9 protein-coding genes are annotated in these 12,768 nt (G+C 63.4%); 3 read left to right on the top strand and 6 right to left on the bottom strand.

Annotation, left to right across the window (positions count from 1 at the left end; genetic code table 11):
* The 3 genes from P0D89_RS47150 to P0D89_RS47140 form a co-directional block, all read right to left on the bottom strand.
* A partial coding sequence (locus P0D89_RS47150) for a metallophosphoesterase family protein (RefSeq protein WP_408378915.1) occupies positions 1-744 on the bottom strand: 744 nt, incomplete at its 3' end.
* Between the two features lie 443 nt (positions 745-1,187).
* Entirely contained in the window at positions 1,188-2,507 is a 1,320-nt protein-coding gene (locus P0D89_RS47145; RefSeq protein WP_408378912.1) for a recombination directionality factor, read from the bottom strand.
* The gene (locus tag P0D89_RS47140) at positions 2,504-2,773 is read right to left on the bottom strand and encodes a DUF7696 family protein (RefSeq protein ID WP_408378909.1); all 270 of its coding nucleotides are present in this window, start codon (positions 2,771-2,773) and stop codon (positions 2,504-2,506) included. Before P0D89_RS47140 ends, P0D89_RS47145 begins: the two co-directional genes overlap by 4 nt.
* Before the next feature lie 652 nt (positions 2,774-3,425).
* On the opposite strand from P0D89_RS47140, the gene P0D89_RS47135 reads away from it, so the two are divergent.
* The 3 genes from P0D89_RS47135 (at position 3,426) to P0D89_RS47125 (ending at position 5,462) form a co-directional block, all read left to right on the top strand.
* Entirely contained in the window at positions 3,426-4,028 is a 603-nt protein-coding gene (locus P0D89_RS47135) for a DUF1845 domain-containing protein (RefSeq protein WP_408378906.1), read from the top strand.
* Positions 4,029-4,103: 75 nt separating this feature from the next.
* Positions 4,104-4,988: a hypothetical protein gene (locus P0D89_RS47130; RefSeq protein WP_408378904.1), complete on the top strand. Its 885-nt coding sequence runs from the start codon at positions 4,104-4,106 to the stop codon at positions 4,986-4,988.
* A 12-nt stretch (positions 4,989-5,000) separates the two neighbouring features.
* Positions 5,001-5,462: a bactofilin family protein gene (locus P0D89_RS47125; RefSeq protein WP_408378901.1), complete on the top strand. Its 462-nt coding sequence runs from the start codon at positions 5,001-5,003 to the stop codon at positions 5,460-5,462.
* An 819-nt stretch (positions 5,463-6,281) separates the two neighbouring features.
* Here the strand turns inward: P0D89_RS47125 and P0D89_RS47120 are convergent.
* From P0D89_RS47120 to P0D89_RS47110, 3 genes are all read right to left on the bottom strand, one after another.
* Positions 6,282-6,467, bottom strand: a complete 186-nt coding sequence (locus P0D89_RS47120; protein WP_408378898.1) for a helix-turn-helix domain-containing protein — start codon at positions 6,465-6,467, stop codon at positions 6,282-6,284.
* A 1,054-nt stretch (positions 6,468-7,521) separates the two neighbouring features.
* Positions 7,522-11,217, bottom strand: a complete 3,696-nt coding sequence (locus P0D89_RS47115) for a Helicase associated domain protein (RefSeq protein WP_408378894.1) — start codon at positions 11,215-11,217, stop codon at positions 7,522-7,524.
* Positions 11,214-12,536: a hypothetical protein gene (locus P0D89_RS47110; protein WP_408378891.1), complete on the bottom strand. Its 1,323-nt coding sequence runs from the start codon at positions 12,534-12,536 to the stop codon at positions 11,214-11,216. Before P0D89_RS47110 ends, P0D89_RS47115 begins: the two co-directional genes overlap by 4 nt.
* Between the last annotated feature and the right edge of the window lie 232 nt (positions 12,537-12,768).

Raw genomic sequence — 12,768 nt, 5'->3', positions numbered from 1 at the left:
ATAGCCGACCAGCCGACCACCGCGCTCCCACTGCTGGGCCTTGTGAATATGCCCGAGCAGAAATGCGTCACACTGGGCGTCGAACAGCGCGCCGAGCGAGAACTCGTGATCGAACCCGGCCATCGTCACACCATGCTCGGTCGTACAACCGTTGACCGTGCCATGCGAGACGCCGACCGTCCGGATGCCAGCCGCAGTGAGGCGTTGATTGATCCGGCCAGCTGCAGCCAGATAGTCTCCCAACACCGCTTCCAGACCCGTAGCCGCATCCTTCGCTCCGACGGCTGCCGCCAGCTGACCCTTGTTGATCGAGGGCAAGCAGGTGAACACCACATCGGCGCCGAGAGTGAGAACGCTGCGCAGCTCTTCTTCGTTGAACACGGGCCCCGCCGAACCGAAGAAGTTTCCTTCGAGAAGGCTGACCTGCTGCACGCGTTCAGCGATGAAAACAGGATGATTTGTTCCCATCAATGCAAAGTTGCGAAGCGTTCCAGGCGGCTCGTGCGAAAAAGTCCCCTGAAGCATCAACACCGGCATGGACAGACTGAGGTGATTGATGTTCCATGCGAGCCGGTTCAGCGCGGGAGCGTGTGCATCAAGTCGATGGTCGGTCGAGTCGCCCGAAATAACAGCGACATCCATGCAGCGATTCATTGCGTCTTGCACTGCGAAAGAAAAGCATCGGTCTGCCTCATCCAGATTTTCCGGCGAGTAATGCAGATCAGACATATGAGCGATTTTCACGTCGCCTCCTGAAAATAAAGAAGGCCGCCAACGGGCAGCCTCAATGATTAGAACAACGTGGAATGACGCTAGAAGACTGTGATGCACCCGTCGCCTTCTCCCCAGCTAACCTGCAACGTCGCAGGTACGGGTTCGATAAACGAGGTGCTCATGCACTGCTGACACTGGACAACGATCCGCTGCGTTCGATCCGCAGTGAAGACCTTGAAAAGGTCGCCACCACAACCACCGCAACGCATCTGCTGAAGGCCCGTGAGAGCGCTCAGATCGTTCGACATAACGTGATGCTCCATCGAGAAAGGAAAGTGATCCGCCGTTGCGGCGGAAGATTTCGATGCGCAGATGAGCGCGGTCGAAAACGCTTTAGCAAGTCCGCTTGCTGAAGGGTTCTCGTTCGCTATGAAAGAAAAAGAATGACCAGCCCCGAAGGGGCCGGTCACTAGTTAGACGTAGGTCTTCGCCTGTTTGATTTCGTCGTCAAGCGCAGCGGGATCATCGAGCGCTGCCGTGAGGCGCACGTTCATCTGATCGACGTCTGCCGGCCTTTCCGCCCAGCCACGCCCGTAGGTGACGTGGGCGTATTTGCGAAAGTCCTGCTGACGCTCAGGCTGACTCATGCCCAGCCGGTTGAGAAGGTCCGACATGCGGTGGCGTTTTTCTTCGAGCGTTTCAGCCTGTCCCTGCTGACCGCTCAAGTCGCCATCGCCATCGCCTTCACCGTTACTGTCTTCATGCATCGACGAGCCCGTTTCCGGTTCACCGTCAGCATGTCCCGCCAGCGATTCAGGCAGCACTTCGACGTTGCCAGCTGCCTCTATCAGCGCGACAGCCCGGCTTGCGGCTTCCAGCGCCGGTTGAGGCTCATCTCCCGAATCCAGCAGCGCGCCGAGGTCGATATCGGCATCGAGCACCGTCAGCATCTGCTTCTGGCGCACCGGCTGACCGTTGTCGTCGATCCGCGTGATGTCGAATTCCTTCTTCGACAGCCAGAAGCGCGTACCGGTCAGTCTGCCGCGCGCCAACGCGACAGTCTGCATCGCCGAGTACGCTTTCTGCAGCACGTAGATCGAGTTGGTCGGCAGCTCGATCAGGCCCAGCCCCTTTACATCAGGGATCGCGAACAGGAAGTTCGCCGTCAGGTTGCATTTGCGCTCCTGATACTGCGGGCACATGTGCGGGTCGCAGATACCGTCAGGAATGTCTTCGTCCTGCCGATGGATGACAAGCCGTCCGCCGAACGAGCGTCGCACGCGCTTTGCACGCTCATCGCGCTCCACAGGTGCGTACGTCTTGCAGTAGCGCTTGCCGTCACGGCCGTACTCCGAGAAGTACTGACGGCCAGTGGTCGTGTACGCCGCCATCTGGTTTGGCACATTGCGCAGCCAGTCGTCGAAGGCAAACATCACCGGAAAGCGATGCAGCTTGACGCCGTCACCACGGTCTTCCCCATAGAGACGGAGAATCTCGTCGGCCGTATCGGGATTGGAGAAGTCCGAGCGTCTGCACGTGAAGTGCGGCACGTTTCGGGGAACGAGCGCATTGCGCAGCTTGAGCTTCGTTTCGATGGTCTTGCCGATCGTCTCGTACGAGTCGCCGGCGATCACCATCTCGTTGTACATCGCAACAGCCTGCGGGTTGCCTTGGGCCGCGCGCGTGAGCACCTTGATGCCCGGCCTGATCTTGCCAATGATTGGCGGGCGGATGGCACGCTCTTCGACCAGACTGCGAGGCGCGTTGTCGAACATCTGGACGACAGCATTCATGAGGGTTTCCTTGCGAGAAAGAAGATGGCGTTGGTCCGCAGCGTTTCGGCCTGAGATTCGATCTCGTGAGCCGCAGCGCTGCCACGACGTTCGCTGACATGGTGGATAAAGACGGAGCGCTCGGTGTCGCTGAACATCGCGACCGTCGCAGCCTCACATCGGGAGCGCCAGGCTTCGGACGTGGTGTCAGAAACAGCACGCTCGTCGTTGATCTGATGCTTGATGGCCTCGGCAATGCGTCGATCGAGGCGGTCGGGTAACAACATAAACACCTCCAGTTGAGAAAGCCCATCGAACCGATGACGAAAAAAAAGCCCGCTCCGGTGAGGAGCGAGCTTCGTGAAAACAGGATAGATGAGACCTACACGCCACGTCCCTTCTGGGGACGTGGCGAGCAGGGAGCGCCCGGAAACCGGAGCGCTCTGTCAGAGGACGTAAAGTCGTCCTCGCGCAGCATGGTCACGCCGCGCAACAACCCTTTTCGGAAAATACATTCCGCCGCAGGAATCACGGATCAGCCAACTTCGATCGTTCTACCCAGATCAGGCTCTGGAGAGAGAACACCCGAAAACCTGGGTTCGAACGATGTACCGGCGCAAATGAATGCAGGCCAGAGTACGAGTATCACAGCTGAAATTGGGAAGTCTGTAGCTGGCAGACTTAGCACAAGAAGATTTCCACACCGGTAGCTATCCGGTCGGAGCATGCTCAGAAGCACGACTTGGAGAAAATAGATGGACTCCTGGCTAGGAGTCGAGGTCGATGCGTCAGAGACGCGGGGTATGGATTGAAGTTTCAGGGCAAAACGCCCTCGCGTGCGCTCGAAAGCTCGCAAAATTCATATAGCTTTTCGCCAGCTTGACACTACCCGCTTCGGTGAGAATGTGTGTGAGAGAACACATACAACCGAGAACAGTTATGTCTGGCTTCGACACGGAAAAGCCCGATGCGGCCGATCCAGAACGACTAATTCCTCCCGCGCCTTCGGAGCATGGTCCGAGTGGTCTTCGTCCGATCAAGCGCCTCACCAGCGATGATCGACTCGCTCGCATCAATCCCGAGACGCTGGCAAAAACCGAGTTGCAATATTACTCGGCGTTCGCGCGCGAATTTGTCCGGTCAGACTACAACTTCTGCGCGGCGAAAATGACTCTCGCCCGTGGCGGCAAGCTCATGGCGCTCGAAGCCGAGTTCCGTAACGCTGAAGCCTTTTTCCGCAAGGCCCTTGCCTGGGCTGGCCGACTGCACGGCAGAAGCATCCACCTCGACCCGGAAGCTGTGACGCTTGAAATCAAGCACCCAATGTCCGGCCGCCTGGTGCGGTTGCTTACGATCTACGACCAGTTCTTTCTCAAGACGATGGAAGCGCTCGTCGCGCGCACGGTGATGGCGCATGACCGGAAAGCCGCTCTCGATAGTGCGGAAGCACGGATCAAGCAGATCCCCTTTCGCTGCATCCCGGACAACGATCGCTACGCACCCGATGGCGTTGTGATGCCGGACGCAACCGAGGCCCATTAAGCGGCCCTGCCGCATCGGCTTGACATTGCGTGGCATCAGTCAGGCTGTATCCAGACAACGAGAAGAGGCACTTCAATGGACATTCGAGAAATCCAGCGCTTGCACGCGCAGTTCGCGCCCGACTCGATGGTAATCGACCTGCCCCGGCAGATCGCCGCGCTCCCGGCGCCGAGCGCATTTTCCGACGGCGCCCACCCCCCGCTGACACGGCAGTCGCCGGAACGCTACGCACGCGCGAGATGGGCGAAAGCCGGGCCACTCGCTCGCGGCGCTGTGATCGCCATCGCAGCCGCCTTGGTCGTGGGCATGGCGGGAATGGGCGCGGCCTCGATCTATACCGGCTACCGCGCAAACCATCACGATCCGGTAGTCGCGGCTCAAACAGAAAAGCCGGCTGGCTCGGCGACGCCGACCGTCGAGGCGAGGACAGCGCCTGCTTTTGCTGACATCGACGCAACGCCTGCGCATCCCGTTAGCGCTGCGCCGACGCTAAGCGCGAGTGACTTCGCTTCAGCCGCATCGCTGGGCCCGACGGCGGATCAGTTCCGAAATTCCCTGAAGGCAACGCCGCGTAGCACTGGTGCCGCCGATGCGCCCGCGTTAAGCACCGAAGCACAACAGGCTGCGGCTTCGCCAATCCATCGGGAATCGCCGCGCCGCGATTCGGCCGCCCCGGCTGCCCCGGCAATCGCAGCTCAGCCGCAACAAGTGGCCACGCCAGCACCTGCGCCTACCTCCGGCAATCCCGAGCGCGCCAAGGTCCAGCCGAAGCTGACGGCCGCTACTGTAGCGGCGCAAACGGCTCCCGCCACCGCCGCACCACCTGCCGACACAGAAAAGCCCTCGCGCCCCGCACACCGGCATATCTCGCGCCCACGCGCCGAGGCTGCCGACAACGACGCGACACCTAAACCCGCACCCGCGAACCGCACAGGCTCCGCCGAAGTGCAAATGTTCTAGGACCCGCCCGAAATGAAAACCGAACTTTCCATCACCCTTATCTCCCCCGGCTGCACAATCACGGGCGACATGATTGTGGATCATGGCGTCAGCTGCTTCGGTCTGCTCGACGGCGGCATCGTTTCGACGCAAGGTCTGCTGCACGTAGGCGCAGGTGGCCTCGTTAAGGGCACGGCGCAGGGCGATCACGTCCGGATCGATGGCCGGGTTGACGGCAACGTCCATGCGCGTGCCTCACTGGAGATCAACGGTCAGGTAACTGGCGACATCCTGTATTGCGGCACGATCCGGCTCGGACCTCATGCCACGCTCAATGGCGCACTCAAACGCGTTCCGCGGATGCTGACCATCGAAGCAGAACCGGTCAGCACTGGCCGCGAGCAGGTAGCGGAAGTCGCGGCGCCGGCGCAGGGCTCAGTGGCGACCGAGCGGCCGGAATCGAACGTGACTGAGTTTGCACGCGCCAAGGCGTGATTCCAGACGGCCAATCCAATCTATGAGCATCGGACTAGCCTTCCACACTCGGGATTGGGAATCCGCCGCACAGGAAGCAGCCTTCGAAGGCCTCTGCTTCTGCATGATGAAAGACGGCCGGTTCGTGAACCGGCAGGCGATGCCGGAGCACATCCCCCATCGCAGCCGCTTCGCCCTCTCAGATCGATTGTTGTTGCACATTTCCCAACTGGAACGTGCGACACGGTGACGTAGGGTTTATTCTGAAATCGTCTCCTCCGTGTCTCCTCTGACATGGATTCAAGCCCGCCGCTGTGCGGGCTTTCTTTTTTCGCACGCCGTACCGAGCGAGCAAGGTCGAGATCATTCTCGAGACCACTTCGCCGTGGGCCAAGCTCATAGTGCAATTGAGGCGTAGAACGCAGGATGGGCCCCCTATCAGCCGACTGATCTCACAGAATCAGCTTGGTAAGTTTTTCGTAGAGTTCCTTTGAGAGCGAGTCCTTTTCTAGCGTGTATATCTACGCTGACTCACCTGTGCGATTGAACGCCCGCTTCCTCGGCCCAACCCGACGCCTGAATGTCCAGGGCGTGTGGCTAACGAGTGTCGGGTCGTTGCCGAACCCGGTCCGACGCCGGGACCGCCGAGGTAGCCGCCGTCGACGTTCTGCATCCGGCAGACCAGAAGGAGCCACGCGGCTCGAAGCGGCCACCGCGGATGTGGCCTCGTGCGGGAACAGCCAACACCACGACACGCGGATAGTGAAGGGCGCAGGGGATCTGGCTTGCCTCGTCAGGCGACGCGGCGGGCGGATCGGTAGCCTTGCCTCAGGGGATTCGTTAGCCGGGCAAGCGGTCGCGAATCGCCAGCAGCAGGTCGAGGTGCTTGGCCACCAGCACGGGGACCGCGTTCTTGCCAGTGATCCACCAGCTGACCGTCTTGGGGTTGTAGCCGGCGTACTCGGCGAACGACGCCTGGGTCCAACCCAGGCGTGCCAGTGCGAAGGAGATGTCTTTCGAGGTCATGGGTGAATCCACAAAATGTCCATGAAATAAGCTGCTTCCCTTAACATTCTGTGGAGTCATCGCATCGATGCAAGTCGCGTGCGAGCCGCGTCGATAGGGCAGCGCGCGGCACATCGGATCCGCGCGACTAGGTCCACCGGCCGCCGGCGCGCCGCCAGCGATTCAATATGGCCATGCGAAGTTACGATGCCATTTCCGAGGTGCGGCGGGTTCGGGCCGCCAACGCGTCGAGCCCGCGAAGCGTATAGGGAGCGATAGCGACGTCAGTGGAACGCGACAAGATAACGCGGTGGCTTCGGCTCCGCCTTGCTGGCGGCCCGGCCAAGCACTTCCTCGACGAAGCGCACGACATCTTCCTGCAGCATCCCATCGCCTCGGATCGCGCGCGTTGACCGCTCATCGGAGCCGTAACGCACCAGACGGTTCAATGCCGGAATGTCAATCTCGGCGGCATGCGCAGGCTCCGACAGTTCTTTCAGGTAGGTGACGTGTGCTCTGGTGTTGCTGCGAAATTTACTCTGGAATGAGCTGGCTTTTTACTTTGACTTGTAATGGCATTTTACTTTGACATAACATCCAACACGTTTTTTAAGTGGCTGATATATGGGAATTTATTGAATCAGCGCTTTTCCAGATATGAACCGATTTTTGACAAGAAACAAGCCCAGAAACAAGGCTGTTTTCGGGCTTTGGTGACCGCGTTTTATGACTACTTTGACGCGTCCGGACACGCGCCGCCGTGGCCAATGCGACCCGCTGTCCAGGTTGCAGGCGAGGCTCCCCGGAGCCGTACCTCGGTGGGAGGGGCCACCGAGGGGGCGCACGGGGCATATGGACAGTGAATGAGGCCCGTTTTGGGAAATGGCGCCTGCGCCTGTTCTATTTCCCAGCGAGCGCCTGGTTCCTGTCCGACGCCGTTCGGCGAGTCCGCAGGGACCGCCCCATTCGCCGTGATCCGTCGTGCGGCTTCCGGACAGTGGCTCGCTGGCACGAACGACGAAAAAGCGGAATCGAAACTGCTCTGTGACTTCGTTCGTGAAGCCGGTGAGGCGTTTCAGCGGTTACCCTCGCGCTTCTTAGCCAGTGCGACAAAGCGCGCCATGCGCTCCGTGTCCATCGCTCCTCGCTCGAAGTCGGACTTTTGCTCAGCCACCCATGCGCCTAACCGTAGGCCGCCCTCCGTGACGTAGTCGGTCGGCACATCACCGGATTTGCGACCTCGTAAGTATCCCCGGAAGGCCTGAAAGTATCTCTCCCATACGGGGTCTGGCTCTCGCATTTTACGAGGCTTGATCGGGCCGAGCTGGACGCCGAGCTGCTCTATCCGCGCCGCCTTGTCCGGCCGGAGCCGCGGCAGATCCTCCAGCCGTCCCATGCCGGGGCCAGAGGTACGCAGGTAGCGCCTCCCCATCCTGCTCCGGCCCGTGCGGACCCGCCTCTGGCTGTTTCCGTGTTTGACGTAGATCCCGCGGCCGTCGTCCAGCAGGTGGATTGCGTCGTCTACCGTGATGCGCCACTCGCCGTGCGGACCAGTTCCGCCCACCATTGTGATCCTGCCGCTCCGGCCCAGCTCGTGCGCGATGCGCTCAACCAGCAGCGTGCGAGGGAGGTCCTGCCGCGGAACGAAGAAGGTCATCTTCGACGCCGTGGCGGCGGGCTCCATGCCGCCTGTGGCGGTGACGACGACGCAGGCCGGAGCAGCCACGAAGACGGCATCCTGCGCTTCGCGGGAGGTGGAGAAGGCGAACCTGCCCTCGATGCCGACGGGAACCGCCTGCCAGCGGACGTGGTCGCCGACCTCGCGCCCGTTCACCCGCACTTGCACCCGCAACGGGGTGCCTGCCGGGAGGCCCGCGGCAGCAGGATCGACGAAGGAGATGTTCGCGTTGTCCACGCGGAACTGGACCTCTCCGTCACCGGGAGTTGCGGCGCCCGCCGTGGGTGTCGCGAACTCGATGCTGAGCGGCCCGGTGGGGACACTCGCGTCGAAGGCGGCGCGCTGCTCGGCAGGCGTGGCTCCGCCGGCGGCTTGCTTCACCTGGTCGAGGGCGACCCGGAGCCCTTTGAGGGTGCCCACCGTCCCGTCCAGCGCGTCGAGGGCGGGACCGGCGCCGATGGCGTCGAACATGACCGCCATCGCGAGCTGGCCGACGACGGCGCTCGGGATCTCGATCGAGAACAATTCGACCGTGATCCCCGGCAGGATTCCGGGCAGTAGCGGATTGGGGATGGTGATGGTCACCGGTATCCGGACCGTCGGCGCCGGCCCGGTGCTCGAGGCGGACTCAATGAGGCCTCGTATGCCTCTCGGAGCGGAACCCGACACCGCTGCAGCGGCCAGGCCCTCCGCGCCGATGTCAAGGATCTGCGCGGTCCGCCTCGCAAGCTCCTGGACCATCCTCGAGAGCCCCCCGGTGGCGGCTGCCAGGGCCGTCTCGACGATCGCCTTGAGCACGTCCGGCGCGACACCGCGGTCGCTGCCGGTCCGAAGGGCTGAGTCCAGGATGGCGTCGGTCAGCGCATCCCCGATCTGGTCGACGCCGTCCGCCACCGCCGCCGAGAGATCCCGCAGTCCTCGGGCCAACTTCTCGGCCTCCTCGGCGATCTTGCGCTCGAGGTCGTCGATGCGCTTCTGGACTTCGACGGCTGCCGCCTCGCTGAGCGTGATCGCTTCGTCGAGAACCTTGAAGCTGGCGATGGCAGCGACCTCGAGGCTGCGAGCGATGCTTTCGACCGATGAGACGAGGATCGCCTCGAGCAGCTGGACCCCGTCGCGGTGCGTGAACTCGAGGCTGTAGAGGATGTGCTTGGTGGCGTGCTCTGCGAGCGAGCGGAGGTAGGTACTCTTGAAATCGCCGATCGCCCTGGCGGGCCCGTCGTCCACCATCCGTTCGCAGACCGCGCCGAGTCGGAGCGACGACTCGAGGAACCGCAGCTCCTCGGGCAGCATGATCGCGCACCAGTTCTCGATCGTCCCGGCGGTTTTGCGGAGGACGGCCGCGCTTGGGAGCCCGGCGACGACTCCCACCGCCGCCTCGGAGAGCTGCTGCCAGCTCCACGTCAGGCTGGGCGGGTAGTCGCCGACGTCGACCAGGTCGGCGAGATCGCGGAACGCCGCCGGCGCGGCTCGCAGGCCATCGTTCGCGACGATCGTGATCAGGTCGGCGAGAGGCTCGCCGGCAAGCGCGAGCACGCAGATGCTCGCTCCCTCTCGCAGGCGCTTCGCTCGCCCCGCGGTGTCGCCCGTTGAGTCGGTGCAGAAGTCATCGAGGAGGGCGATGACCCCCTTGACTGCCGGCCTTACCGGCGGCGGCAGGGCGACCTCGATCTGCTCCCACCCGGGACCCGTGAGAAGAACGCGCAACACGGAGTGGAGAAGTTGGGCCACGAGCCGCGTGTCGGTATCCGGATCGTTCGAGCGCCAATCCGTGACGAGAGTCACGAGGTTCCCGACCGATCCGAATGCCTGCTTCAGCCAGTCGGGGACGACCGTGAAGTGAGCGAGGACAGTCGCCAGCTCGGCCCCGAGCGTATCCACAGCGAGCGTGACGGGCGACGCGGCCGGATCGCGGTTCGGGAAGGCGGCATCGAGCGCTACAGAAGAAGCCGGCGCTCCTTCGAGCAGGACGAGCGCCGCGGCGCACCTCGTGAGGCTCTCGAGAGCGTCGGCGTCGGCGCTGCCGAGCGTACGCGCCAGGCGTGCCGCCATACCCAGCGACTCCAGGATTGCGTTGAGTCCGGCGGAGACTGCGGTCGGGGATTCGACCCGCGCGGCGGTGACCGCGTCGATGGCGTCCCACGCCGCTCGGAGCGCCGCCTCACCAAGGGCGTCCAGATCGAGCTGGGAGATCTGCTCGCCGGCCAGCCTCGCAAGCCCGTCGGTGAGCCAGGCGATCGCCGCATCCCTCAGGACGCCGACGAGTTCTGCGACGGCGCCGTCAAGCCCGCCGCTTCCCGGATCATCCTCCTGACTGAGCAGCGCGAGCCGAACCACGAAGTTGAGCGCCGCCGGCACCAGGGACGGCACGATGCTGAGCAGCCAGCGCTCCAGGTCGCCGAGCGTCCCGTCGTCGCCTGTTGTCTCGATCGCCCAGCGGATATCTGCGCCGGCCTGGCCACCCAACCGGTTGACCAGCTGGCGGGGCTCGAGGCCGACGTTGACGACGGTGCCCCAGCCCCCTCCCCAGCCCCAGGCGTACCCGTACCGCAGGAAGGCGGTGACTCCCGGCGCCGAGCCGTCCTCGGGGAACAGGACGATTGTCGTGACGAGCTCTGCCGACGCCATCGCCGCGAACGACCCGCGCGCCCACGCACCGGCCGAGAGTGTCGCCTCCTCCATCACGATTTCGCAGTACGGCCTGACCGCCTCGGGCAGCTCGGACAGGCAGAGGTCGGCGAGTTCGGCTGCACTCAGCTTCGCTGTCACCGTGATCTGCGCGTTAGCCGAAGCCTCCGCCCGTAGACGGGCGACGAGTCCGGCGCCGCGGACGAGGTCGAGCGGGATTCCCACTTGCAGCCGGAGGCCGGCGTGAGCAGCGGCGCTGCCCTCGGCCTGCACGCTCGCGAGGGAGTGGGCGACCTCCGCGCTGAGCTGGCCGCTGACCTTGGCGTCGAACTCGCCGACGACCTCGAGGCCGTCCTGGGCTTCGGCCACGCCCGTGAACCAGGCCCGCGCAGTCGCCTGCCCGTGCAGCCACGCCTCCTCTTCGGTCGCCGCGCTGAGCGAGAAGACTTCGAGGGAGTCGCTCACTTGAGGACCTCATCTGCCCGTCGCAGGAGGGTCTCCACGATGCCGTCGTCCTTGATGCAGAACTGCACCGCGTCGTTCAGGTAGTCCCAGCCGATCACCGTCTTGTACTGACCCAGGGATAGCCCCTTCTTGTTCAGGAAGCCTTCGAGGTATGTGAAGTACGGTTCGTTGTGCAGCGGGATCTTCGAGACCTTCTGGTAAGCCTTGACCTCCTCGGCCCATTCCTTCGCCAGCGCGCTGTTGTCGAGCAGGTCGAGGACGGTCCCGAGCTCGGCCGGGTCATCGATCGTGACCCTGAGGACGACCCCCGGGTCGCCGGGAAGCTCTTTGCGAGCCGCAAAAAAACTCGCCACCCTCTTCGACGGGGTGAAATACGTGCCGGCGCCGAGGTCGTGCTGGCGCTCGGCGACCCCGAGGTCGCGCACGATTTTCTTCAGCGTCGCGCCGCGGAACAGCACCTCAAATGGGCTTCGGGTGCGCGCCCAGAGTGAGACCAGGCGCCGGTTCTGCTGGATGCTCTTCCGCTGCGCCTCGACCGCGCTCTCGGCGAAGGAAGCGAGCCGGTTCATCCCCGCGATCGAGGTGCCTAGCTGGAGGATGTTCATCGCACCTTCCACGACACCCCTGAAAACCCCACCCCAGATGCGCTGGAGTTCCTCGCGTGCGCGGTCGGGTCGCATGTGGCGCTGGATGACGAAGAGGTCGAGGTCCTTATTCAGGCCCAGGAGAACCTCCCAGACGAGGTGGACGTTCGAGCCGGCGAGCCCCGGCAGCGTCTCGTAGAAGGTCTCGTCGGCCGGAAACTCCTGGTAGGTCCAGAGCTCGTCGTAGGTCAGGAAGTCGCCGGCGCCGTACCAGAGGACGATGCGCCCATACGGCGGCGGGCCCGGGAAGGTCTTGACGACGGGCGCGAGCGTCCGCCGGAACGCGCCGCCGCGGTCGAGCTCACCAATTGCTGCCTTCGTCTCGTTGGGAATCCACGCCGGGAGGGCGGACTCGAGGAACCAGCCCGGGCCGCTGTCGAGCCAGCGCCGGGCAAAGTCCGACCGGAGGTACCGCACCTCTTCTGGCTTGAGCCGCAACAGAAATCGCCGCTGCGGGTCGTCCGCTTGGCCGACGACGGGATCCGGGCGGACGCGCGACGGCGGCGGCTTGACGCGACCCTCGAAGAGCCACTGCACGAGCTGGCTGCGAGTCATCGGCGGCGCGGCTATCACGTGATCGACAGAGCCGTTCTCGCGCTTCACGCGTGCCGGGTCCGTCGACCCGAGCGCGGAGATGAGCGGGTCGAGTAGAAGCGGCACCAGATCGCCCGTCATCGCTTCCGACCTTCGCAACGGTCGACTCCAGCAACGCGTAGTGACCACATGCGGTCAGCGGCTTCAGCTTTTGCCCGCGCGACCGACGTTGCCGTGGCGATGTCGTTTCCCATCTGGTCGAGTTCCCTACATGAGAGATCCTGCGATTGCCAACGCTGGCGAGGACCGACGGTGACATCAGTTTTGAAGGAACCCGCCGCTTATGATGTAAACAGGTGCCGGTAACTTAAGC

Origin of the sequence: Paraburkholderia sp. RL18-085-BIA-A (assembly GCF_046027075.1) — a bacterium.
GTDB lineage: Bacteria > Pseudomonadota > Gammaproteobacteria > Burkholderiales > Burkholderiaceae > Paraburkholderia.
Note: the sequence above shows the minus strand (reverse complement) of the source record. Positions and strands in the feature narration are given on the sequence as shown.